Here is a 23,428-nt window from a genome sequence, read left to right on the forward strand (position 1 = left end):
TCACACGGGGTACGGGGAGGGGTACGGCTAGTGGTCCGGATGCGGGCCGGAAGGGGGCCGGGAGCGGGGTCAGCAAGAGTCCCGGCGCGGGGTCAGCAGGGGGCCTGGCGCGGGGCCGCCGGTGGTCTGGACGCAGGGCCGGACAGGCCCGTAACGTACGGTTCCGCGCTGGTCGCGCACGGTTCCGAGGCGTCGGGGCGTGGCTGGAAAAGGCCGTCATTCCGGGGGGTCCCGCGGTTCCGTCCCGGGGTTCCCTCGGTTCGGTCCTGGGGTTCCCGAGGGGTTCGTTCCGGGAGTTCCCCAGGGGGCCGTGCGGGAGCTTTCGACGAGGCCGTGCGCGCCCGCCCGCCGGAGCGCCGGCCGCCCGGTGTCCTGTTCCACCCGACTCCGTCGCAGGGGCCGGCGCACCCGTCCCGGGTTCGGATCGTTCGCCCGTACGGGATACGGTCTGCGGGAACATCCGGGTTACCAGCGGTTTCCGGCCTGCCGCGGCCGGCGCAGCACGGTGGCCCGACCCGGCTCCGGCACGGTACGGACGGGCGCCGCCCGCTCGAACGACGCCGGAACGGGGAAGCAAGGCCGGTGGTACGGCGAGCGAAGCAGAAATGCAGTAAGGACCGGGCGGCGGACATTCCGCGTGCGACAGGATGGACCCGTGCGAGGGGACGACATTCAGCCGGACGACCGTCGGCTGACGGTGGCCGTGCAGGCGGCACAGGGCGGTGACGAGGCGGCGTTCCGTACCGTCTACCGCGCCGTACATCCCCGGTTGTTGGGATATGTACGGACCTTGGTGAGCGAACCGGACGTGGAGGACGTCACGTCCGAGGCCTGGCTCCAGATCACCCGCGACCTCTCCCGCTTCAGCGGTGACGCCGACCGGTTCCGCGGCTGGGCCGCCCGTATCGCCCGCAACCGCGCCCTCGACCACATCAGGATGCGCGGCCGGCGCCCGGCGATCGGCGGCGACGAGAGTGAGCTGGCCGACACCCCCGGCGCGTCCGACACCGAGGGCGAGGCCTTCGAAGCCCTGGGCACCGGCCGCGCCATGCGGCTGATAGCCGGGCTGCCGCAGGACCAGGCCGAGGCGGTGGTGCTCCGGGTGGTGGTCGGACTCGATGCCAAGAACGCCGCGCAGGTGCTCGGCAAACGGCCCGGCGCGGTGCGCACCGCCGCACACCGCGGACTGCGGCGGCTCGCCGAGCTGATCGGCGACGGGCCGGACCGGAGCCGGGACGGACATCAGGACGGACGCCCGGACGGACCTCGGGACGGAGGCCTGGATGGTCGGCGGGGAAGCCGGGGCAGTGGCCTGGGCGGTGGCGAAGACGGGGCCGACCAGGGGGAAGGAGCCCCCTCGCGGCGGCCCGCGCCGGGCCCGCCCGGCGGTGGCGGGACAATGAACGGAGTGCCCGTACAGGGCAGAAGACGCCGCGACGGCGTGGCGGAATCGTACGCACCGGGTGTGACGGAAACGGCCGCACGAACGCAGAAGGACATGTGATGGCCGACGACCGGTACAACTGGCTCGACAAGGACACCGCGGAGCAGTTGCTGCGCGGTGAACCGGTCAGTGCCCGGCACGGCGACGGTGCACGCGAACTCGAACAGCTCCTGGAGGCCGCCGCCGCGGTCGCCGCCAGGACACCCGAAACCGGCCGGCTGCCCGGTGAAGACGCGGCCCTCGCGGCATTCCGCCAGGCCGCCCGCCGCGGCTCCGGCGCCCGCCGGCGCACCGCCGCCGACCCGTTCCCGGACGGCGTGCACACCGCCCACACCGCGGACCTCACCGAACGCACCCGGCTCGGCCGCCCCTTCCGGCGCGGCTTCGCCGTGGCCCTCGCGGCCTGCGCCATCGGCGGCGTCGCCGTCGCGGCCGGTACCGGCGTCCTGCCCAGCCCCTTCCGGGGCGGCGACCCGGCACCTGCCTCCAGCGTCTCCGCCGCCGAAACCCCCCGGCCGTTCCGCACCGGCGAACCCGGCGCCGAGACCGACGGCACCACGGCGCAGACCCCCGATGCCACCCCCGGCCGGCCGGGCACCCGGCCCTCCGATCCCCCCAAACCCGGCACCAGCCCCGGCGCCGGGACAAGACCCGGCGGCACCCCGAGCGGCGGCACGGGGCGCGACCACGGCAAGCCCGGCGGCAAGGCGACCGATCCCGGCCGCGGGGGCACGAAGAACCTTCTGCTCTCCCTCTGCCAGAACTACGAGTCCGGCAAGCGCGGCACCATGGACCGCGACATGCTGCGGCGCCTCGAAAGCAAGGCCGGCGGACCGGACAAGGTGCACGCCTTCTGCCGTGCCTACCTGGCGCGGTACGCGACCGGCGGCGGCTCGGGCGGCGACGACGGTCTCGTCGGCGGCATCGGCGGCGACACCGGCGGATCTGACGGATCCGGCCAGAGCAGCGGCGGGAAGGGCGGCGACGAGGACGACGAAGGGCACCCGGCCCAGCCGCCCGCCGGCACGTCCAGCCCGGCACCCGCCCCCTCGGCAACCGCCCCCGACGGCGGAAACGCCACGCCCAGCGGAACCGGCGACGGCCCGGTGTGACGTTTTTTGAACCCGTGACGCAGTAATAAGTGAGCCGACTGGTCATCGGCTGCGCGACGAGCCGGGGTTCCCCCCGTACCTACGGCTCAGCGCATCTGGCGCGGGCGGGGCACGTTCCCCCGGCCCTGCCCGCGCCCCTCTCTTTGCGCCTAAACCGGCGCCACCCCTCTTTGCGCCTAAACCGGCGCCGCTCTCGCGGAGGTGGCTGAGCCGGGTGGGGGTTGCTCAATTTTCGCTTCGGTCAGAGAGCGTGGTTGTGCCCCGCGGGAAGTTGAGGGGCGGCGGGGCTAGTGAAAGACAACCACCTTGGTGCCCTTCCTGGCTGTGTGGAACAGGGTGGCGATCTTGGTCTTGTCGCGGACGTTGACGCAGCCGTGTGAGGCGCCGCGGTAGCCGCGGGCGGCGAAGTCCGCGGAGTAGTGGACGGCCTGGCCGCCGCTGAAGAACATCGCGTACGGCATGGCCGTGTGGAAGAGCGTCGAGACGTGATGGCGGCTCTTGAAGGTGAGCGCGAAGACGCCCTCGCGGGTGGGGGTGTACTGCGAGCCGAAGCGGACATCCATCGCCGAGACGACCCGGCCGTCGACCATCCAGGTGAGCGTGTTGCTCCGCTTGCTGATGCAGATCACCCGGCCCGTCATACAGCGCGGGTCGGGGGTGCCGACCGGCCTGGTGGTGGGCGGGTAGAGCTCGGTGTGCGACGGCGTGCGGGTGCGGGACCGCAGCGCCCGCCAGGCCGTGGGCTGCACGGTGCCCGTACGGGGCAGGCCCTGCCGCTGCTGGAAGGCGCGGACCGAGGTCGCGGTCACCACGGCGTAGTAGCCCGTCGGGGAGCGGTCGAAGAGGCCCAGTTGGGCCAGCCGCGCCTGGAGTTCGCGGACCTGCGCGCCGCGCGAGCCGGTTGCCATGAGCGGCCGGCCGGAGGGCGGCGTGTGGTGGACGGTGCGGTGGGGGCGCGGCGGGGTGGTGCGCCGGTCCGGGGCGGGGGGTGCGTGATGGCCGAGCGGCGGGGGAGCGGGGGAGGTGGGGGCGTAGCGGGCGCCCGTGCTTCGGGGCGAACCGGCCCCGCTGACCGTCACCGGGCGGCAGCCCATCGCCAGCGCCGCCACCACCAGCACCGCGGCCACCGCAGGCGCCGTACGTCTTCCACTGCTCCGCTGCATGCGCAACCCCCGGATCTCGGCGGCCCGACCGGCCCTCGGAGACTCTTCCCAGCGCTGCGGGACGGCGAACCTGCGGGCATGCTGTGAGCACGGCGTATCCCCGATGCCGGTCACCCAGCGGGAGGCGTACACCCATGGCGCACGAGTCGGGAAGTGAGCGGTACAACGAGAGCGGCCTGCCGATCGAGCCGGTGTACGGGCCCGGGGCGCTGGCGGGCTGGGACCCGGAGCGCAGCCTCGGCGCGCCCGGCAGCTACCCCTTCACCCGTGGCGTGTACCCGTCGATGTACACCGGACGGCCCTGGACGATGCGGCAGTACGCCGGCTTCGGCACCGCGCGCGAGTCCAACGCCCGCTACCGGCAGCTGATCGCCCACGGCACCACGGGCCTGTCCGTCGCCTTCGACCTGCCGACGCAGATGGGCCACGACTCGGACACCCCGATCGCCTCGGGCGAGGTGGGCAAGGTCGGGGTGGCCATCGACTCCGTCGAGGACATGCGGGTGCTGTTCGGCGGTATCCCGCTGGACAAGGTGTCGACATCGATGACGATCAACGCGCCCGCCGCGCTGCTGCTGCTCCTCTACCAACTGGTGGGGGAGGAGGAAGGGGTGACGGCGGACCGGCTGAACGGGACCGTGCAGAACGATGTCCTCAAGGAGTACATCGCGCGGGGGACCTATATCTTCCCGCCGCAGCCGTCGTTGCGGCTGACCGCGGACATCTTCCAGTACTGCCGGGCCGAGATCCCCCGGTGGAACTCCATCTCCATCTCCGGCTACCACATGGCCGAGGCGGGTGCCTCGCCCGCGCAGGAGATCGCCTTCACCCTCGCCAACGGCATCGCCTATGTGCGGACCGCCGTGGCCGCCGGGATGGATGTCGACGACTTCGCGCCGCGGCTCTCCTTCTTCTTCGTCGCCCGTACGACCCTGCTGGAGGAGGTCGCCAAGTTCCGGGCCGCGCGCAGGATCTGGGCCCGGGTGATGCGGGAGGAGTTCGGCGCGAAGAACCCCAAGTCGCTGATGCTGCGGTTCCACACCCAGACGGCGGGAGTGCAGCTCACCGCCCAGCAGCCGGAGGTGAACCTCGCGCGGGTCACCCTCCAGGGACTCGCCGCCGTGCTCGGCGGAACCCAGTCGCTGCACACCAACTCCTTCGACGAGGCCATCGCCCTGCCCACCGACAAGTCCGCCCGCCTCGCGCTGCGTACCCAGCAGGTGCTCGCCTACGAGACCGATGTGACCGCCACCGTCGACCCGTTCGCCGGTTCCTACGCCGTCGAGTCGATGACGGACGACGTCGAGGAGGCAGCCGTGGCGCTGATGCGGCGGGTCGAGGACATGGGCGGTGCGGTGGCCGCCATCGAGCGGGGCTTCCAGAAGGAGGAGATCGAGCGCAACGCCTACCGCCTGGCACAGGAGACGGACGCCGGCGAGCGGGTCGTGGTCGGCGTCAACCGCTTCCAGCTCGACGAGGAGGAACCGTACGAGCCGCTGCGCGTCGACCCGTCGATCGAGGCCCGGCAGACCGAGCGACTGGCCGTCCTCCGGGACCGCCGCAACGCCCGTGCCGTCTCCACCGCTCTCGACGACCTCCGCAAGGCCGCCGAGGGCACGGACAACGTCCTCTACCCCCTGCGCGAGGCCCTGCGGGCGAGGACGACGGTGGGCGAGGTTTGCGATGCACTGCGAGAGGTCTGGGGGACGTATGTGCCTACGGATGCGTTCTGAGGGGGTCTCGGCTGCTGAGGCGGCCGGGTCTCGGATGAGTCCGGTCCACACGTAAGTTCAGGGAGTGAGGAGACGGCTGGTGAAGCCGTCACGGATGAGGGCCTCGTAGGCGGTATGCACGTCCTCCGGGACGTCCTGCTCGATGGCGAATCCGAGACGTGGATATTCGATGACCCGCTGCAGGTCGCCGACGAGCTGATGGACGACGAGTTGGTCGTCGCCGATCGTCTTCAGGTAGTCATCGAACTCCAGTGGCACCGAGGCGCAGATCGCCTCGACCTCGGGCCACACCTTGCGGGCAGTGGCATAGGCACGTCGCTCCATATAGGGCATGGAGACCAGCAGCACGGTCTTCGGTGTGATCCCGGCGGCAGTCAGGACCTCCCGGGAGAGGGTGATGTTCTGCCCGGTGTTCCTCGCGCAGGGCTCCAGCAGCACCGCATTCGCAGGCACTCCGAGAGCGAGCGCATGCTCTCGGAAGTGCACCGCCTCACCGCGGGGGAAGCGTTCGGGGGCTGTGGGGTTGGAGCCGCCGGAGAACACCAGGGCCGGGAACAGACCGGCCCGGTACAGCTCGGCGCAGAAGGCCGGGACACCAAGGTCGTGGCTCCCCAGGCCGATGGCGACGTCGGCGGGCCGCACCGCGTGGTGCATCTGGTGGTGGTCCCAGATCAGCTTGGCCTGCTGCCGCTGGTCTTCGGTGATGGCCCGCTCGTTGTCCGTCACTCGCGTCTCTCCCTGTTCACCGTCGCCGGAGGCCAAAGGCCCCCTCGCTCGTCATCCGGATGCCCTCGATACTGCGGAGCTGGTGACTCAGGCCGAACGTGGCGGCCAGCTTCGCGGCGTCGGCGAGCACCTGCAGCCCATCATCCCGGGTGGCCGGGTCGGACAGCAGGATGTGACCGTGGGCGGTGTCCAGCCGGACCTGCTGCATGGGCGAGTCGGTTGTTCCGGTGCTGCGGGCGATGTCGATGAAGTGCAGGGCCTGGGTGAGGTCACCGACCCCGCGGTGGGCCAGGGCGAGTTTCTGGTGGGCGACGGACCAGTCGTCGGGCTCGGCCAGGTCCTCGAACTCGCGCGTCGCGGCGAGCATGACCCTGGCGGCATAGTCGTTGTTGCCGTCCTTGCTCAGCGCGGTGCCCACCCACAGCCGGGCTCTGGCCCGGTCACGGCGGGAGAGCCTGTCGTCGACGGCCAGGGCCTCGTAATGACGAGCGGCCGTCTCCAGCTTGCCGGACATCTCGGCGACCACGGCGAGGGACAGGTCGAGCTGGGCGATGCGACGGGGGATGTCGAGCTGCACGAACAGCGAGCGGGCGTCGGCATAGGAGCGCTGGGCCGACAGCGGGCCGAGGACGGCTCCTTGGTCTCGCTGAAGATCGCCCATCAGTGCTGTCGAGCGGGCGAACAGGTACATGCCCTTGTCGTCCAGCCCGGTCGGTGGGAAGCGTGTCAGCCATCGGTTCAGCAGGTTGTCGGCGAAGCCGAAGTTCTGGCGCGAGAGGGCTACGACGGCCCGGTCCAGGTCGTCGGTCCACGTTTCGTACTCCCAGACCCGGGGGCCGCTGGTGGTGATGCGCCTGCCGCTGCCCTGGCCGGGTCGGCCGGCCTCGGACAGGAATGTCTCGAAGCGCAGGTGCGCGGCGGCGTCCGAGCGAGCCAGGGCGGTGTCCAGGACGGCCTGGGTGTCCTGCCGAGGTTCCGTTGCGACCAGCAACTTCTCCCACTTGGAGATGGTGCGGATGCCGACGCCCAGGTGTTGGGCGAAGGCGCGGACGCTCAGCCGGAGTGCGAGACGTAATGCCCGGGCTTCCAGGCCGGTCCAGTGGTGCACGGTCGCCACGCGTCGCTCCCTTCCGTCCGCCATCGAAGCACGAGGTCGCCCAGTTCCTTCGCTGACGCCAGCCGGCGGTCTCTGCGACTCCGTCCCCGCGACGCAGGGGCCGCCCTGGGGGCCCACGCCGACCAGGTGCCCCCATCGACGGTGCGGACACGGCAGCTTGTGACCGTCGCGTGTGCCTGAGTCAGACTGGGGGCATGTCGTCACCCCGCCGGGCGTGCCCCGTTTGCACCCGAGAGATCGCCGTTGTCGGCGGGCGCTTCGCTCGCCATGACCCGCCCGGGCGGCGGACGGTGCTGGAGCTGATCTCCTGCCCGGGGTCGCGCAAGATCGCGCCGATGATGGCGCCGGCGGAGAAGCTGTTTGACCCGGAGGAGCCGCCGATCCCGGGGCAGCAGCCGTTGTTCTGAGTCGGGGGCCGACGGGCCTTCGGGCCGGGGTGACTCCGACCCGGTGGGCAACTACGGCGCCAGCACGTCCAGTTCGGCCATGGCGCCCGTGGTGATCTCGCGGGTCAGGGACTCCGCCCGTGCCGCGTCGCCGGTGCGTACCGCCTCGGCGACCTGGACATGGAGGGTGACCGCGGCCGGGTCGGGGTCGGTGAACATCACATGGTGCTGGGTGCGGCCGGTCAGGACTGCGGCGACCACGTCGCCGAGCCGGGCGAACATCTCGTTGCCGGAGGCGGTGAGGACGACCCGGTGGAAGGCCGTGTCGTGGACGAGGTAGGCGTCGAGTTGCTGGCCGCGTGAGGTGGCGACCATGCCCATGGCCTGTTCGGTGAGTTCGGCGCACTGCGCGGGGGTGGCGTGCCGGGCGGCGAGGCCCGCGGCGACCGGTTCGATCGCCGAGCGCAGCACGGTCAGCGAGCGCAGCTGCCGGGGGCGGTCGCGGCCGGCCAGCCGCCAGCCGATCACCCGCGGGTCGTAGACGTTCCACTCCTCGGTGGGCCGGACGGTCACCCCCACCCGGCGCCGGGAAGCGACCAGCTGCATGGATTCCAGTACCCGGATCGCCTCGCGGATGACCGTGCGGGAGACGTCGAAGCGCTGCTCCAGTTCGTCCGTGCGCAGGACCGTGCCCGGAGGGTAGTCGCCCGCGGTGATCGCGGGCCCCAGGGACTCCAGTACACGGGCGTGCAGTCCCTTCCCCTCGTTTTCCATGGGGCAAGCTTACGTTCCCGCACCCCGGCCAATTAAGTATGACGTTTGCATCACAGGCTCTTGAATACGTCGTACCTAATGGGTTTCAGTGGGGGCCGCACGAGGTCGATGAAGACAGCGAGGTACCACGGGATGAGCACCCCCGACGTGATCGTCGTGATGGGCGTGGCCGGCACCGGCAAGACCACCATCGGCCCGTTGGTGGCCGACAAACTGGGCGTTCCGTACGCCGAGGGTGACGACTTCCATCCGCCGGCCAATATCGCCAAGATGTCGGCGGGCATCCCGCTGGACGATGAGGACCGCGGCCCGTGGCTCGACGCCATAGGAGCCTGGGCACACGAGCGCGCCGAGCACGGCGGCGGTGTGGTCAGCAGCTCCGCGCTCAAGCGCGCCTACCGCGACCGGCTCCGGGCAGCCGAACCCCGCATCGTCTTCCTGCACCTCACCGGCGATCGTTCGCTGATCGAGGAGCGGATGGCCGAGCGCAAGGGCCACTTCATGCCGACCGCACTGCTGGACTCCCAGTTCGCCACGCTCGAACCGCTCGGACCCGACGAGGCCGGCGTCGAGGTGGAGGTGTCCGGCACCCCGGAGGAGATCGCCGACCGCGCGGTGGCGGCACTGCGCGCGATGGACCCGCCGGGCGCATAACCCCCGCACCCCCACAGCACCCCCCTTCCCCCTCCGTCCAACCAAGGGAATCGCCGTGACTCATCTCAGCGTCGAGATGCTCGCAGCGGACGCGACCGAGCCGATAGCCTCGGCCGGCCACGCACAGCTGGGCATCGCCGTCCTGGCCGGCATAGCCGTCATCGTCCTGCTCATCACCAAGTTCAAGCTGCACGCCTTCCTGTCGCTGATCATCGGTTCGCTGGTGCTCGGCGCGGTGGCCGGCGCCCCCCTCGACAAGGTCATCACCAGCTTCTCGACGGGGCTGGGCACGACCGTCGCGGGCACGGGCGTGCTGATCGCGCTCGGTGCCGTCCTCGGGCGGCTGCTCGCCGATTCGGGCGGCGCCGACCAGATCGTCGACACGATCCTGGCCAAAGCAGGCCGGCGGGCGATGCCCTGGGCGATGCTGCTGATCGCCGGGATCGTGGGGCTGCCGATCTTCTTCGAAGTCGGCATCGTGCTGCTGATCCCCGTGGTGCTGCTGGTCGCCAAGCGCGGCAACTTCTCGCTGATGCGGATCGGTATCCCCGCCCTGGCCGGCCTGTCCGTCATGCACGGGCTGATCCCGCCGCACCCCGGCCCGCTCGTCGCGATCGACGCCGTCAAGGCGAACCTCGGCATCACCCTCGCGCTCGGCGTCGTCGTCGCCATCCCGACCGCGATCGTCGCCGGTCCGCTCTTCTCCCGTTACGCGGCCCGCTGGGTGGACATCCAGCCGCCGGAGAAGATGGTGCCCGAGCGCGCCTCCGACGACCTGGTGAAGCGGCCCGGCTTCGGGATCACCGTGGCCACCGTGCTGCTGCCGGTGGTGATGATGCTGGCCAAGGCGCTGGTGGACATCGTCATCGACGATCCGGAGCACACCGTCCAGCGGGCCTTCGATGTCATCGGCTCCCCGCTGATCGCGCTGCTGACGGCCGTGCTCGTCGCGATGTTCACGCTGGGCCGGGCGGCCGGGTTCACCCGTGGCCGGATCGCCACCACCGTCGAGAAGTCGCTCGCCCCGATCGCCGGGGTGGTGCTGATCGTCGGCGCGGGCGGCGGCTTCAAGCAGACGCTGGTGGACTCCGGCGTCGGCCAGATGATCCTGGACATCTCCAAGGGCTGGAACATCTCCGCGCTCCTGCTGGCCTGGCTGATCGCGGTCGCCATCCGCCTTGCGACCGGCTCCGCGACGGTGGCCACCATCTCCGCCGCCGGGCTGGTCGGCCCGCTCGCCGCGGACATGAGCACCACCCATGCCGCGCTGCTGGTGCTGGCCATCGGGTGCGGGTCGCTGTTCTTCAGCCATGTCAACGACGCCGGATTCTGGCTGGTCAAGGAGTACTTCGGGATGAGCGTCGGCCAGACGCTGAAGACCTGGTCGGTGATGGAGACGCTGATCTCGGTGGTCGGGATCGTCTGCGTACTGCTGCTGTCGCTGGTCCTTTAGCGGCCCTGGTCGGTCCGTCGGACCGCTGTCCCCCTTATCTCTCCGGACGGTTCACCGTCCCGGGCGCCCCACCCCCCTCAGGTGCCCGTCCCCGGCACGAGGCCGTACGAGCGGATGTCCGCTGGTACGGCCTCGTGCGCGTGCGGGCGAAGTCCCGGCGGGGGGTGCGGCCGAGGGGGTGGCACCGCGTCGTACGAGGGCGACCGCCGCGAGGCCGAGCGCGAGTCCGGCGGCGGTCTGCGGGCCGAAGGGTTCGCCGAACATGGCGGCGCCCCACAGCGCGGTGACCGGTGCCATCAGGAACATCAGGGTGTTCACCTCGGTGACGCCGACGCGGCGGAGGATCAGCCAGTACAGCCCGTACCCGCCGAAGGTCGACAGCACCACCAGCCAGCCGACCGCGACCCAGAACGAGGGCGCGGCGGGCGGCTGTACGGTGCCGGTCGCGGCGGCGAGGGCGGTGAAGAGGACGGCGCTGGTGGTGCAGTGGACGGTCATCGATACCGAGGGGGCGACCCGGGTGCGCGAGCGGCTCTCCAGGAAGGTGGCCGCCACCAGCGAGGACATTCCGAGGAACGGGACGAGGTAGGCCCACCAGGGCACCTCCGCGCCGGACGCCGCGTCGGCCGTGGTGACCAGGGCGACGCCGCCCAGGCCCAGGCACAGCCCGAGCCACTGCCGACGGGAGACGTACTGGCGCAGCAACGGCCCGGCGAGCGCCCCGGCCACCAGGGGCTGGGTGCCGTCGATCAGGGCCGTGGTGCCGCTGGAGACCCCGAGCTGGATCGCGGAGTAGACGGTGAAGAGATAGCCGCTCTGCGAGAGTGCGCCGACGGCGGCCTGCCGGGTCAGGTCCCGAGCCGTCAGGTCCCGCCACGAGGCGCGGGCCGCGGTGGCCGCCACGAGGGCGAGGGCGGCGGCGAGCGGCAGGAACCGCCACATCAGAAGCGTGGCCGTGGGCGCGGTGCCCGCGCCCAGCTTGGCCCCGATGAAGCCGGAGCTCCAACAGAGCACAAAGGCGGCCGAGAGCAGGAAGCGCATGCCGTCCCCCTTCGGTAGACCGATCTGTATACCTCTCCTTTCACTATACAGATCGGTATACTTTTTGGCATGGGTACTTCGCAGACACGTACTTCGCAGACGCCCCGGCGGATCGCCATGACGCCCGCCGCGCGCCGCGCCCTGGCGGCCGCCGAGCGGCTGTTCTACGAGCGCGGCATCCATGCCGTCGGGGTGGATCTGATCGCGGCCGAGGCCGGGGTGACGAAGAAGACCCTCTATGACCGGTTCGGCTCCAAGGAGCAGATCGTCGTGGAGTACCTCGCGGACCGCGATGAACGCTGGCGGGCCTTTCTGGCGCCGTACCTCGACGCCGCGGAGCCGTCGCCCGCTGCGGGGATCTTGGCCGTCTTCGACGCCTCGCGCGCCTGGTCGGCCCGGCACAGCGGCAAGGGGTGCAGCATGGTCAACGCCCATGCCGAGATCAGCGATCCGTCCCACCCCGCGTACGCGATCATCGCCGCGCAGAAGCAGTGGATGCTCGCGCTGTTCACGGACCTGGCCGGGGCCGCAGTGCCGGTGCCCGGCCGGGCCGAGCGGCTGGGCCGGGCGCTGATGCTTCTTCACGAAGGGGCCCTGGTCGCCCACGGCCTGGGCATCTTCCCCGACCCGATCGGTCAGGCCCGCGACGAGGCGGAGGTGCTGCTCGCCGCGGCGGGGGTGGAGGTGTGAGTGCCGGCCTCGGGGGTGCGGCCACGACCTTCGGCCGCCCCCCCCGCGTCGGCCGGTGGCGTTCAGCAGGCTGCCGGCACCGCGTCCGCGCCCGCGCCGAGGTACGTCCCCAGGGCCTCGGCCACCTGCGCCGTCGCGTCCCCGGGCGGGGCGGCGAGGGCGAGGTAGCCGTCGGGGCGGATGAGGAGGACGGCCGGGTCCGGGCCGTAGGCGTCGCGGATGTGGCCGTCGGTGTCGATCAGGTCCGGGGCCGGGCCGCCGACGCGGACGAGACGCAGCAGGGCCGGATCGGCGGGCAGCGCACTGTCGTCGATGCCGGTGCCGCCCAGGTCGAGCAGGGTGAAGTGCGGGCCGCGGAAGGCGTCGAAGAGCCGGGTGGGCGTGCCGTCGGCCGTGGTGCACGGGGCGTCGGGGGCCCGGTCGCCCGCGGCGGGAGTGCCCTCGGCGAGGTCCGTGCGCAGCTCCCGCGTGAGCGGGCTGTCGGGGTAGCCGATGCCGAGCTGGTGGAGGTCCCGGCCGCGCCGCAGCGTACGGGAGCGGTGCAGCCGGGTGCTGGTGTCGAGGATGCTCTCGGCGATCGGGCGGCGCTCGGTCTCGTAGGTGTCGAGGAGGCTGTCGGGGGCGCCGTGCCGCAGCACCTGGCCGAGCTTCCAGCCGAGGTTGTAGGCGTCCTGGACGCTGGTGTTCAGGCCCTGGCCGCCCGCCGGGGAGTGGATGTGCGCGGCATCGCCGGCCAGGAAGACCCGGCCGGTGCGGTAGCGCTCGACCAGGCCCGCCCGGGGGCGGAAGAGGGAGGACCACAGGACCTCGCCGATCTGTGCGGCGTCGAGGTGGGTGTGCGCCGCGAGTTCGGCACGGACCGTCTCGGGTGAGGTGTCCGGTGTGCCGTCGAAGCCCCCCGCGATCATGGTCTGGAAGTAGTCGGTGCCGGCCAGCGGGAGAAGGCCCGCGAACCCGCCGGTCGGCGAGTCCCAGCGGTGCCAGTGGTCGCGGTCCAGGCCGTCCACCCGGAGGTCCGCGAGCAGCACGGCGACCGGTTCCAGCTCCGGGCCGCTCATCTTGATGCCGAGCGCGCGGCGTACGGTGCTGCGCCCGCCGTCGGTGGCGACCAGATAGGCCCCGTGGACGGTGCGCTCCGCCCCGTCGGCGTGCTGCAGACGGGCCGTCACACCGGCCGAGTCCTGGTCGAACGCGGTGAGTTCGGTGCGGAAGAGCGCGTCACCGCCGAGCTCCTGCAGCCGCTCGTACAGCAGCTCCAGGTTGCGGAACTGCGGCAGCATCAGGGCGTTGGAGTACGGCGTGGCGGGCGCCGGGTCGACCCGCTCGATCATCTCGGTGACGTCGACGATTTCGCCGTTCTCCCAGCGGGCGGTCTTCGGGTAGAGGCCGCCGGCCGCGAAGGCCGCGTCCAGCAGCCCGAGGTCGTCGTAGACCTCCTGGGTGCGCGGCTGCACGCCGGTGCCGCGGGCGCCGGGCGAGAGGCGGTCCTGCCGCTCGACGAGCAGGGCGCGCACACCGCGGCGGGTGAGGTCGATGGCCAGGGCGAGGCCGGTCGGGCCCGCGCCGGCGATCAGTACGTCGACCGTCGTGCCGTCGTCGGGCAGGGCGGCGCCAAAGGTTTCCTTAACGTTGTTAAGTGCCATGTCCCGAGGATGCCTTTAACGGTGTTAAGTTGTCAACATGGTTTCGCGCATTGACCGGAAACGAGTCGTGGACACCGCACTGCGGCTGCTGAACGAGGTCGGCCTCGACGGGCTGACCCTGCGGGGCATCGCCAAGGAGCTGAACGTTCAGGCCCCCGCGCTGTACTGGCACTTCAAGAACAAGCAGGAACTGCTGGACGAGATGGCCACCGAGATGACCCGGCGGATGGCCGGGAGCCTGGACGGCGGGCCGGCCGCGGGCCCGTACGGCGGCACCTGGCAGGAGATGCTGCTCGGCAGCTGCCGGACGATGCGCCGCGAACTGCTCGGCTACCGCGACGGCGGCAAGGTCTTCAGCGGCACGCGGATGACCGACGGCGCCGCCACCGGGCCGCTCGACTTCGTGATGACCTGCCTGACGGAGGCGGGCTTCACCCTGGATGCGGCCGTGCGGGCCTGGTGGACCGCGTACAACTTCACCGTGGGCGTGGTGATCGAGGAGCAGTCGGTCCACCCGGTGCCCGGACAGCGGGAGATTCGCGACCCGGCCTATGACCAGTCCGAGCGTGAGCGGCGGATCGGGGCGGAGTATCCGCTCGCGGCGCAGGCCGGCCGGGAGATGTTCGGCGATCTGGAGCAGGGCTTCGAGGCCGGGCTGCGGATCATCGTCGCGGGGATCGAGGCCACCGTGGGCCCGGACGCGGCGGGCTGATCCCGCCGCGGGCCGGTCGCCCGCGGCGCCGCGGAGGCCGGCCGTCCGGCCTCAGCGCCACGGAGGCCGGCCGCCCGGACTCAGCGCCGCGGGTCGATCGACCGCTTCAGAACAGGCGTCAGCGGACGCTCGACGAAGCGGTGCAGCACCCACGCGAGCAGCAGCATCAGCGCGACGGTCAGCAGCAGCGTCGCGTACGACGGCAGCCCGAGGCCGTGGTGCAGTGCGCGCACCACGACCCAGCCCAGGTGCTCGTGGACGAGGTAGAAGGGGTAGGTCAGTGCGCCCGCGACGGTGAGCCAGCGCCAGTTCGCCCAGTGGAGCTTGCCCAGGGCGACCGCGGCGACCAGGGCGAACCCCAGGGTGACCACGGCGATGATGCCGGCCGTCGAACGGTAGGAGAACGCGGTGGCCGACGGTGCGTGCCACAGCCCGGCGACCGCGTAATGCTGGCCGATCAGCCAGCTGACCAGCACGATCGCCCAGGCGATCGGGTCGCGGGCGCCATAGCGGTGCAGCAGGTACAGGCCCACTCCGCCGATGAAGAACGGGGCGTACTCGGGCATCAGGACGGTGTCGAGGAAGGGCTGGTGGGCGGCCTGCGCGAACGCACCGGCCAGCGTCCAGCCCGCACAGAAGAGCACCACCCGGCCGCGGGTGGCACCGGGCAGGATGACGCAGAGCGCGAAGAGGGCGTAGAAGCGCATCTCCGCCCAGAGGGTCCAGCACACCCCGAGCACCCGGTCCACGCCCAACGGCTGCTGGAGCATGGTCAGGTTGGTCAGCACCTCGCTGGGCGGCAGCGCCTTGTAGGCGACCCAGGGAAGCGCGAAGACCGCGGTGACCAGCAGGATCGCGGCCCAGTACGCCGGATAGAGGCGGGAGACGCGGGAGGCTACGAACGCGCGCAGCGTCCGGCCCCAGCCGCTGAGGCAGATGACGAAGCCGCTGATCACGAAGAAGATCTGCACGCCCAGGCAGCCATAGGCGAACAGGGGCGCGGCGGTGGGGAATTGATGGGCGGGCGAACCGCCCCAGGCCTGGGATATCTCTCCGTTGCGGCCCCCGAAGTGGTACGCGGCGACCATCAGCGCGGCGAGCAGCCGCAGCCCGTCCAGGGCGCGCAGTCGCGACGGTCCTCCGCCGGCCTTGCGGGCCGGGGCGACCCCCGCGCTGCGCACCGGTATTGCAGGCTCCGGGGCGGTGGTGACGGGATCCGGCGCGACGGGCGGCGCGCCGGTCGTCAGCTGAGGCGCGCTCATCCGAATGCGGCCCGCTTCTTCAGCCGCCGCTGCACCGCACGCGCCCGGCGCGCGACCTTACGGACGGTGGCGTTGCGCGGCAGGAACGACAGCTGGGAGGGGATCGCGCCGGGCAGCGCCAGCGCGGTCAGCCGGCGGCGCTTGAAGTAGCGCCAGGTGACCGGGTCGAGGTGCGCCGCGAGGTAGCGCTCGGCGGCCGGCCGCAGCTCCGGATAGATCTGGTGCTGCATCGCATAGCCGACCGCGGCGACCAGACCCTCGATGCTCTCGGCGGAGGCGAAGGCGCGCGGGCGCTCGCTGCGGTCGCCCAGGTCGGGCACCAGCGCGTCCACGATCGTGACCGGGACGCGGTTGCTGTTCTGGTACGGGGTGAGCCGTTCCAGCAGCAGGCCGGTGCCGGTCCGCGCGGTCGGCAGACCGTAGAACGTGGCCGCCGTCAGCAGCGCGGTGGAGAAGCAGCCGACGACCAGCGCGGGCCGCATCCGCTGGTAGAGCACTTCGGCCAGCACCGGGGTGTCCAGCACGGTCAGCGCGACCTCCAGCTTCGCGGCCTCCCGCTCCAGCAGCCGCGACCAGCGGGCCGGCGCGGACGGGTGCGGTTTGAAGACGATCTCGCGGTGGCCGCGCTCGGCGGCGCCGCGCACCATCCGCACATGCAGCTCCTCTTCCTCCTCGGGAGTGAGGATGCCCAGCGCGGAGAGGTACTGGCCGAGCAGCAGCGCGGCGCCCTCCGGGGCCGCCACCTCGCCACTGGCATCACAGAGTTCGGCCAGCACCTTGGTGAAGGCGTCGGCCGGAACGGTCTGCGGCGCGACGTCGAACTCGGTGAGCAGCAGCGGCGTGAGGCCCGGTACCAGGTCCAGGTGCAGCAGCCGGTTGATCCGGGTGCCGATCAGCGGGTCGAGCTTGTTGCGGGTGGGCCCGTAGCTCATCAGGCCGTCGGCGTAGACATCGATCGGCGCGTCCGGGAACAGCTGGGCGACCGCCAGCGCAGGGTTGACCTGGATGGACTCCACGACCAGCTCGATGCGGTCGTCGCCCAGGCCCCACAGCAGCCGCAGATGCCGCTCCCACAGCGGGACGTCGTCCGCGCGGGGCGACCAGCCGCCGGGGTGGAACGGGCTGATCGTCTCGTTCCACGACAGCACCCGGTCGAAGCGGCCGCGCAGCCGCTCGAAGCCGGGCATGGTGTCCAGCGACGCGGTGGTCTCCGGGGTCGTGGCGTTGTTGCTGAGCAGCAGCAGGCGGCGGTCGGCCGGGGCGAAGCAGTCGGCGTCCATCGCGGCGGCGAGCGTCGCCGCACCGTAGAGCGTGGAGGCCAGGAAGATCTGGGTACGCGGGCGGGTGGACATCAGGCGGCGACCTCCGCCGGGACAGGGCGACGGCGCAGCCGCCGCAGCCGGGACGCGCGCTGCACATCCATCGAATCCAGGGCTTCCTTCAGTACGTCCTGCGGCATGCGTTTCATGGCCGCGGCGCTCATCGCGCGCAATTTACGGGCGACCTGCGGTTCGAAACGTTCGATCGAACCGAGGTGGTGGGAAATGATCGCGCAATAGGTGCGCACCGCCTTCGGCAGCAGAAGATCGGCATCGCGGTCCTGCGCCGTTTCCTCGATCACCTGATCGAAGGCGCGAATGAAGTCCAATTGCCGCACATCTCCGATCTGGGTGAGTGAGGACGCCACTCCGCGCCGGTAGAAAACACCGAGCTGCCCGACCACGGCCATGGACTTCGCCTCGCGGTGCAGCCGCCAGATCCACGGGCGGTCCTCCGCGGTGCGCAGCCCGTCCCGGAAATGCAGTACCCCCTCGTCCAGCAGCCGGCGGTGGTACATCCCGGCCCAGGCGAAGGCGTAGTCGACGGAGGTGGAGCGGTCGGCGGGCAGGATCACCTCGCGCGGGTCCAGCACCACTCCGCGCCGGCCGTGCGGGACACGGTGGACGCTGCGGGCGCGGGCGGTGCACTGGACGTGGTCCGTGCGGACGAAATCACACCCCAACTCCTCCATTGCCGCGAGGAGTTGGGGGTAGTAGCCGGGGGCGAGCCAGTCGTCACCGTCCAGGAAGGTGACGTACTCGCCGCGGGCCTCGTCCAGGCCGGTGTTCCGGGCGGTGGCCAGGCCGCCGTTCTGTGCGTGCCGCAGCACTCTGGCACCCGGCAGCTCGCGCTCGGCGCGCGCAAGAATCTCCGGGGTCTCGTCGCGGGAACAGTCGTCGACGAGCAGGAATTCAAAATCTTCGCGGGCGTTGGCCGCCAGGCTTTTCAGGGTGTCGGGCGCGTATGTCTGCACGTTGTAGAACGGCACGATGACGGAGAGCTTAACCACCCGGGTGACGTTAGGTGCGCGGGCGGCATTCGTCTTTACCGGGTGCAGGCCTCAAGGTGAACGAAGAATGGCGGGATGGTTAACCAGGTCGACAATCGGGCTGGTTAGCCATTCGTCGACCCGCTGTTAACCCTTTGTTGCGACCCAGTTGGCCCGCCAAACGGAATGGCTTCCTAGCGTCTGGGACGTGCCATCACGTACCCACTCTTCGCCGCGGGTCGCCGTACTCGCCGACTCGGATACCCGATGGAAATGGGGCGCTTTGACAGCGTACCGAATCCAATCGGACATCCGGCTCGACGGCTACCTTCTCCGCGGCCGCGCCACTCCCACGGTCCGACAGCTCGACGAGGTCGGTGCCCGTGCGGACGCGCTGCGCGAAATCAGGGGCGTCGACTTCGTCCGGTCCGTCGACCGTACGCGCTACGACGTCGTCGTGCTGGCCTGTGTCGGCGGTGCGGTGCAGGCGATGCTGCACGGCCTCGGCCGCGCCTGGCGGGGAGCCGAGACCCGCCCCGTCGTCGTCACCGGCTATGTCGGTGTGGTCTACGAGAAGCTTGCCGACGGGCTGCTGCTGCGGCACGGCGCGGATGTCGTCCTCGCCAACTCCCGGCACGACGCGGACCGGTTCCGCGAGGTCTACCGCGGGGTCGGCGCCGACGACGGCAGCGTCGTCGAATGCGCCCTGCCCTTCCTCGGCGGCGACCGCTACCGCCGCGACGGCGTAACCGGCGGGCAGCGCCCCTATACCGTCGTGTTCGCCGCCCAGCCCTCCGTCCCGGAGAGCCGCGCGGACCGGACCTACCTGCTGCGCCGGGCCGCGGAGCACGCCCGCAAGCACCCGGACCGCGAGGTGCTGATCAAGCTCCGCAGCAAGCCGGGCGAGCACACCACCCACATCGAGGAACTGCCCTACCAGAAGCTCGCCGCCAAGGCGCCCGGCAAACTGCCCGCCAACTGCCGCCTGGTGTACGGCAACATGGGCGAGGTCCTGGACCGCACCGACCTGATGGTGACGGTCAGCTCGACCGCCGCCCTGGAGTCGCTGCACCGCGGCATCCCCACCGCCGTCCTCACCGACCTCGGCATCCGCGAGGTCCTGGGCAACCACCACTTCCTCGGCTCCGGCTGCCTCGCCTCCTGGGACGAGCTGGACGCCGGACACCGCCCGGAGCCCGACGCGGACTGGCTCGCCCGGCAGGGCGTCGCCGCCCACGGTGACTACGAGCAGGCCTTCGACGCCGCCCGCGCCCGGGTCACCGCGCTGCGCACCGCCGACCGGCTGCCGCCGATCGCCCCGTACTACACACCCCGCACCGCCCCCGGCTACCTCCCCGGCATCCTCGCCCGGCACGGCCTGGACGCGCACGGCGAGCCGATCGCCGGCTACGCGGACGCCCCCGAGGAGACCGGCGGACTGCGCCGGGTCGCCCGCGAGACGGTCCGCGAGGCCGCCCGCGGCGCCTACCGCCACGGCGTCCAGCGCGTCGCCCCCGCCATCCGCCGCTGGGGGCAGCTGTGACCCTCCCGCCGCCCGCCCGCCCCCGGAGCCCGCACGGCCCCCGGAAGGAGCCCGAAATGCCGCCGAACCCGCAGAGCAGCCCGCCGACCGTGGTGGCCGTCATCCCCGCCCGCGGCGGTTCCAAGGGCGTGCCCGCCAAGAACCTCGCCGCCGTCGGGGGCGTGCCCCTGGTCGCCCGCGCGGTCCGCGAGTGCCGCGCCGCCCGCCTGGTCACCGATGTCGTGGTCTCCACCGACGACGCCGGGATAGCGGCCGCGGCCCGCGGCGCCGGAGCGGTCGTCGTGCAGCGCCCCGGCGACATCGCGGGCGACACCGCCACCAGCGAGGCCGCCGTCCTGCACGCCATGGACGCCTACGAGGCCGAGCACGGCGCCCGGGTCGACACGGTGCTGCTGGTCCAGTGCACCAGCCCCTTCATCGTCCGCGAGGACATCGACTCGGTGGCCGCCGCGGTCGTCGAGGGCGGCGCCGACAGCGCGCTGACCGTGGCACCGTTCCACGGCTTCGTCTGGCGCGACGCCGAACCCGCGGTGGACGGCGCGACGGCCACCGACGGCGGCCACGGCGTCAACCACGACAAGTCCTTCCGGCCGCGCCGCCAGGACCGCCCCCAGGACCTGCTGGAGACCGGCGCCGCCTACGCCATGGAAGCGGCCGGCTTCCGCGCCGGCGGCCACCGCTTCTTCGGCCGCACCGAGCTCGTGCGCACCGACCCCGCCCGGGTGCTGGAGATCGACGACCCGCACGACCTGGCCCGCGCCCGCGCGCTGGCCCCGCTGCTGGACGCCCCCCGCCCCGGCGCCCTGCCGACCAGGGACGACATCGACGCCGTCGTCCTCGACTTCGACGGCACCCAGACCGACGACCGGGTGCTGATCGACGCCGACGGACGGGAGATTGTCGCGGTCCACCGCGGCGACGGCCTCGGCGTCGCCGCCCTGCGCAGGGCCGAGCTGAAACTGCTGATCCTGTCCACCGAGACCAACCCGGTCGTCGCCGCACGGGCCCGCAAGCTGCAGGTGCCCGTCCTGCACGGCATCGACCGCAAGGACCTCGCCCTCAAGCAGTGGTGCGAGGAAGCGGGCATCGCGCCCGAGCGCGTGCTCTACGTCGGCAACGACGTCAACGACCTGCCGTGCTTCGACCTCGTCGGCTGGCCCGTGGCGGTCGCCGGGGCGCACGACGTGGTGCGCGGCGCGGCTCGCGCGGTCACCGCGACGCCCGGAGGCAGCGGCGCGATCCGCGAGATCGCCGCCTGGCTGCTGGGCCCGTCCCTGTAACCCACCCGAAGACCCCCTGCACACCCCTGATCAACCGCTCACCCTGTTCCACCCGCACACCCCCTGATCAACACGAAGGAATCCTCCCCATGAGCAACAACTCCCGCCTCCGCACCCTCGGCTCCCGCGAGGCCGGCCCCGGCCGCCCCGTCTACGTCACCGGCGAGATCGGCATCAACCACAACGGCGACCTGGAGAACGCCTTCGCGCTGATCGACGCCGCCGCCGACGCCGGCTGCGACGCCGTCAAGTTCCAGAAGCGGACCCCGGAGATCTGCACCCCGCGCGACCAGTGGGACATCGAGCGCGACACCCCCTGGGGCCGGATGACCTACATCGACTACCGCCACCGCGTGGAGTTCGACGAGGACGGCTACCGCGCCATCGACGAGTACTGCAAGAAGCGCGGCATCGCCTGGTTCGCCTCCCCGTGGGACGTCGAGTCCGTCGCCTTCCTGGAGAAGTTCGACGTGCCCTGCTACAAGGTCGCCTCCGCCTCGCTCACCGACGACGACCTGCTGCGCGCCATGCGCGCCACCGGCCGCACCGTCATCCTCTCGACGGGCATGTCCACCCCCAAGCAGATCCGGCACGCCGTCGAGGTCCTGGGCAGCGAGAACATCCTGCTCTGCCACGCCACCAGCACCTACCCGGCCAAGGCCGAAGAGCTCAACCTGCGCATGATCAACACCCTGCAGGACGAGTACCCCAACGTCCCGATCGGCTACAGCGGCCACGAGACCGGTCTGCAGACCACCCTCGCCGCGGTCGCCCTCGGCGCCACCTTCGTCGAGCGCCACATCACCCTCGACCGCGCGATGTGGGGCTCCGACCAGGCCGCCTCCGTCGAGCCCGGCGGCCTGACCCGCCTGGTCCGTGACATCCGCACCATCGAGGAGTCCCTGGGCGACGGCGTCAAGAAGGTCTACGAGAGCGAGCTCGGCCCGATGAAGAAGCTGCGCCGCGTCACCGGCGTGGTGGCCGAGGCCGAGGCCGGCGCCGAGCCGGCGGCGGTCTGACGGACACCGGGCGAACCGACGGGAGCGATGGTGAGCTCACCTGAAGGGACCCGCGCCGGGTCCGTCACACCTGGCGCCGAGGTCCCGCCCCAGGAGACGACGGGTTCTCCCGCCCGTCGTCTCCTGGGGGTGCCCCGGCAGCGCCCCCGGCCCGCACGCACCGGCGCCGGACCGGAAGCCGCCGCCCGGGACGCCGGCACCCTCGCCTTCGTCGAGAGCCCGGTGCAGCTGCTGAACACCCTGGAATGGGCGTACACGGCACAGGCCACCGCGCTCACCGTCGTCGTGCTCTCCCCGCAGGACCCGATGACCCGCGGACAGCTGCGCCGGATGGCCGAACTCGCCCGCGACGAAGGCCATACGGTGCGCTGGGAAGAGGCCCGCGGCGGCCCCACCGCGCCGATGCGCACCATCGGCGGGCTCACCCCGCTGCTGCGCCGCGCCCGCCGGATCGTCATCGGCGACCCGTTCTCCCGCTACGTCCAGCTGCTGCTCACCCTCACCAGGGCGCGCGATCTGGTCGTCGTCGACGACGGCACCGCCACCATGGAGTTCATCTCCCAACTCGCCCGCGGTGAACGGCTGGTGCGCTGGCACCGCAACGGCAGCGGGCGCGGGGCGAGGGACCTGGCCTTCGCGCCGTTCTCGGCCACCGCCCGGCGCCGGCTCACCCCGGCGCCCGAGGGCGGCCGGCGCACCGTCGGCCTGTTCAGCTCGATGCCCGTCGAGGCACTGCCGGGCGTCGAGGTCACCAGCAACGAGTTCGCCTGGACCCGCGGCCGCTTCGGCCCGCCCCGGCTCACCCGCGCCGCCGACATCGTGGGCACCTCGCTGGTGGAGACCGGGGTCGTGGACGCCGACCGCTACCTGGCCGCCGTCGCCGCCCTGGCCCGTACGCACGGCGCCACCCGCTACTTCGCCCACCGCAAGGAGAGCGCGGACAAGCTGCGCCGGCTGGTGGCGGAAACCGGGCTGGAGATCGTCCGCCCCGACCTGCCACTGGAACTGATCGCCCGGCGCGGCCCCATCGGACGGCTGATCGTCAGCTTCCCCTCCACCGTCGTGCACACCCTGCCGCTCGCCCTGCTGGGCACCGAGGTCAAGGTCGCGGTCTGCGACATCGACCCGGAGTGGCTGACGGCCCACGCCTCACCGCGCGCCCAGGGCTTTCTCGACGGGGTCACCGGCACCGCCCGCGACGTGCAGCGACTGCCGTACACGCAGCGGGTGGCCACCGGCTGAGGGCCGGCGCCGCCGCGCAGAAAGCCCTACTGCATACCCTTCGCATAAACCGTCCATGCGCCGAGCGGCCTAGATTTTCTTCCCCTAACGGGCTGAACTTTTGTTGATCGAGGGACAGTTGCCCCA

At 71.8% G+C, this 23,428-nt stretch carries 21 protein-coding genes; 12 read left to right on the forward strand and 9 right to left on the reverse strand.

The genetic code is table 11. From position 1 onward, the window contains the following. The first annotated feature begins 655 nt into the window (after nucleotides 1-655). Together ABR737_RS28485 and ABR737_RS28490 are read left to right on the forward strand one after the other, a co-directional pair. Entirely contained in the window at nucleotides 656-1,504 is an 849-nt protein-coding gene (locus tag ABR737_RS28485; RefSeq protein WP_350253335.1) for an RNA polymerase sigma factor, read from the forward strand. Then, nucleotides 1,504-2,556, forward strand: coding sequence for a hypothetical protein (locus ABR737_RS28490; protein WP_350253336.1), 1,053 nt, complete (start codon nucleotides 1,504-1,506; stop codon nucleotides 2,554-2,556). Before ABR737_RS28485 ends, ABR737_RS28490 begins: the two co-directional genes overlap by 1 nt. Before the next feature lie 287 nt (nucleotides 2,557-2,843). Here the strand turns inward: ABR737_RS28490 and ABR737_RS28495 are convergent, their stop codons facing one another. Then, on the reverse strand, nucleotides 2,844-3,719 hold the full coding sequence (locus ABR737_RS28495) for a L,D-transpeptidase family protein (protein WP_350253338.1): 876 nt from the start codon (nucleotides 3,717-3,719) through the stop codon (nucleotides 2,844-2,846). A gap of 134 nt (nucleotides 3,720-3,853) precedes the next feature. On the opposite strand from ABR737_RS28495, the gene ABR737_RS28500 reads away from it, so the two are divergent. After that, nucleotides 3,854-5,452: an acyl-CoA mutase large subunit family protein gene (locus ABR737_RS28500; RefSeq protein ID WP_350253340.1), complete on the forward strand. Its 1,599-nt coding sequence runs from the start codon at nucleotides 3,854-3,856 to the stop codon at nucleotides 5,450-5,452. A gap of 57 nt (nucleotides 5,453-5,509) precedes the next feature. Here the strand turns inward: ABR737_RS28500 and ABR737_RS28505 are convergent, their stop codons facing one another. Together ABR737_RS28505 and ABR737_RS28510 are read right to left on the reverse strand one after the other, a co-directional pair. After that, a complete protein-coding gene (locus ABR737_RS28505; protein ID WP_350253341.1) occupies nucleotides 5,510-6,178 on the reverse strand; it encodes a YdcF family protein in 669 nt (222 codons plus the stop codon). Nucleotides 6,179-6,194: 16 nt separating this feature from the next. After that, nucleotides 6,195-7,295 (reverse strand): hypothetical protein, encoded by a 1,101-nt coding sequence (locus tag ABR737_RS28510; protein WP_350253343.1) that lies wholly within the window; start codon nucleotides 7,293-7,295, stop codon nucleotides 6,195-6,197. A gap of 194 nt (nucleotides 7,296-7,489) precedes the next feature. On the opposite strand from ABR737_RS28510, the gene ABR737_RS28515 reads away from it, so the two are divergent. Then, complete coding sequence (locus tag ABR737_RS28515) at nucleotides 7,490-7,702, forward strand: hypothetical protein (RefSeq protein WP_350253344.1); 213 nt, start codon at nucleotides 7,490-7,492, stop codon at nucleotides 7,700-7,702. A gap of 51 nt (nucleotides 7,703-7,753) precedes the next feature. Here ABR737_RS28515 and ABR737_RS28520 read toward each other — a convergent pair whose 3' ends face one another. Further along, nucleotides 7,754-8,455 carry a FadR/GntR family transcriptional regulator gene (locus tag ABR737_RS28520; RefSeq protein WP_350253345.1) on the reverse strand — a complete coding sequence of 234 codons (702 nt, stop codon included), beginning with the start codon at nucleotides 8,453-8,455 and terminating at the stop codon, nucleotides 7,754-7,756. A gap of 132 nt (nucleotides 8,456-8,587) precedes the next feature. Between ABR737_RS28520 and ABR737_RS28525 the strand changes: the two genes are divergently transcribed. Both ABR737_RS28525 and ABR737_RS28530 read left to right on the forward strand, forming a co-directional pair. Then, on the forward strand, nucleotides 8,588-9,109 hold the full coding sequence (locus tag ABR737_RS28525) for a gluconokinase (protein WP_350253347.1): 522 nt from the start codon (nucleotides 8,588-8,590) through the stop codon (nucleotides 9,107-9,109). A gap of 55 nt (nucleotides 9,110-9,164) precedes the next feature. After that, a complete protein-coding gene (locus tag ABR737_RS28530) occupies nucleotides 9,165-10,562 on the forward strand; it encodes a GntT/GntP/DsdX family permease (protein WP_350253349.1) in 1,398 nt (465 codons plus the stop codon). A 51-nt stretch (nucleotides 10,563-10,613) separates the two neighbouring features. On the opposite strand, the gene ABR737_RS28535 is transcribed toward ABR737_RS28530, so the two are convergent. Next, on the reverse strand, nucleotides 10,614-11,603 hold the full coding sequence (locus tag ABR737_RS28535; RefSeq protein WP_350253350.1) for a DMT family transporter: 990 nt from the start codon (nucleotides 11,601-11,603) through the stop codon (nucleotides 10,614-10,616). A gap of 69 nt (nucleotides 11,604-11,672) precedes the next feature. Between ABR737_RS28535 and ABR737_RS28540 the strand changes: the two genes are divergently transcribed. Continuing rightward, a complete protein-coding gene (locus ABR737_RS28540; RefSeq protein ID WP_350253352.1) occupies nucleotides 11,673-12,293 on the forward strand; it encodes a TetR/AcrR family transcriptional regulator in 621 nt (206 codons plus the stop codon). Between the two features lie 62 nt (nucleotides 12,294-12,355). Here the strand turns inward: ABR737_RS28540 and ABR737_RS28545 are convergent, their stop codons facing one another. After that, entirely contained in the window at nucleotides 12,356-13,936 is a 1,581-nt protein-coding gene (locus tag ABR737_RS28545) for an FAD-dependent monooxygenase (protein WP_350253353.1), read from the reverse strand. Between the two features lie 37 nt (nucleotides 13,937-13,973). Here ABR737_RS28545 and ABR737_RS28550 point away from each other — a divergent pair, with 37 nt between their 5' ends. Continuing rightward, nucleotides 13,974-14,648 carry a TetR/AcrR family transcriptional regulator C-terminal domain-containing protein gene (locus ABR737_RS28550; RefSeq protein WP_350253355.1) on the forward strand — a complete coding sequence of 225 codons (675 nt, stop codon included), beginning with the start codon at nucleotides 13,974-13,976 and terminating at the stop codon, nucleotides 14,646-14,648. Nucleotides 14,649-14,728: 80 nt separating this feature from the next. On the opposite strand, the gene ABR737_RS28555 is transcribed toward ABR737_RS28550, so the two are convergent. The 3 genes from ABR737_RS28555 to ABR737_RS28565 are packed head-to-tail and all read right to left on the reverse strand — an operon-like array spanning nucleotide 14,729 to nucleotide 18,239. Next, entirely contained in the window at nucleotides 14,729-15,910 is a 1,182-nt protein-coding gene (locus ABR737_RS28555; RefSeq protein WP_350253356.1) for an acyltransferase family protein, read from the reverse strand. After that, on the reverse strand, nucleotides 15,907-17,262 hold the full coding sequence (locus ABR737_RS28560) for a polysialyltransferase family glycosyltransferase (protein ID WP_350253357.1): 1,356 nt from the start codon (nucleotides 17,260-17,262) through the stop codon (nucleotides 15,907-15,909). The genes ABR737_RS28555 and ABR737_RS28560 overlap by 4 nt, the downstream gene beginning before the upstream one ends. Continuing rightward, nucleotides 17,262-18,239, reverse strand: a complete 978-nt coding sequence (locus ABR737_RS28565) for a glycosyltransferase family 2 protein (protein ID WP_350253359.1) — start codon at nucleotides 18,237-18,239, stop codon at nucleotides 17,262-17,264. Before ABR737_RS28565 ends, ABR737_RS28560 begins: the two co-directional genes overlap by 1 nt. A gap of 187 nt (nucleotides 18,240-18,426) precedes the next feature. On the opposite strand from ABR737_RS28565, the gene ABR737_RS28570 reads away from it, so the two are divergent. The 4 genes from ABR737_RS28570 to ABR737_RS28585 all read left to right on the forward strand — a co-directional run bounded on the left by ABR737_RS28570 (nucleotide 18,427) and on the right by ABR737_RS28585 (nucleotide 23,302). Further along, the gene (locus tag ABR737_RS28570) at nucleotides 18,427-19,761 is read left to right on the forward strand and encodes a DUF6716 putative glycosyltransferase (protein WP_350253361.1); all 1,335 of its coding nucleotides are present in this window, start codon (nucleotides 18,427-18,429) and stop codon (nucleotides 19,759-19,761) included. 56 nt (nucleotides 19,762-19,817) lie between these two features. Continuing rightward, a complete protein-coding gene (locus ABR737_RS28575; RefSeq protein ID WP_350253362.1) occupies nucleotides 19,818-21,041 on the forward strand; it encodes a cytidylyltransferase domain-containing protein in 1,224 nt (407 codons plus the stop codon). Nucleotides 21,042-21,130: 89 nt separating this feature from the next. Next, a complete protein-coding gene (locus tag ABR737_RS28580; protein ID WP_350253364.1) occupies nucleotides 21,131-22,060 on the forward strand; it encodes an N-acetylneuraminate synthase family protein in 930 nt (309 codons plus the stop codon). A 30-nt stretch (nucleotides 22,061-22,090) separates the two neighbouring features. Next, nucleotides 22,091-23,302, forward strand: a complete 1,212-nt coding sequence (locus tag ABR737_RS28585) for a hypothetical protein (protein ID WP_350253365.1) — start codon at nucleotides 22,091-22,093, stop codon at nucleotides 23,300-23,302. Nucleotides 23,303-23,428 lie beyond the last annotated feature (126 nt).

Origin of the sequence: Streptomyces sp. Edi2 (assembly GCF_040253635.1) — a bacterium.
GTDB lineage: Bacteria > Actinomycetota > Actinomycetes > Streptomycetales > Streptomycetaceae > Streptomyces.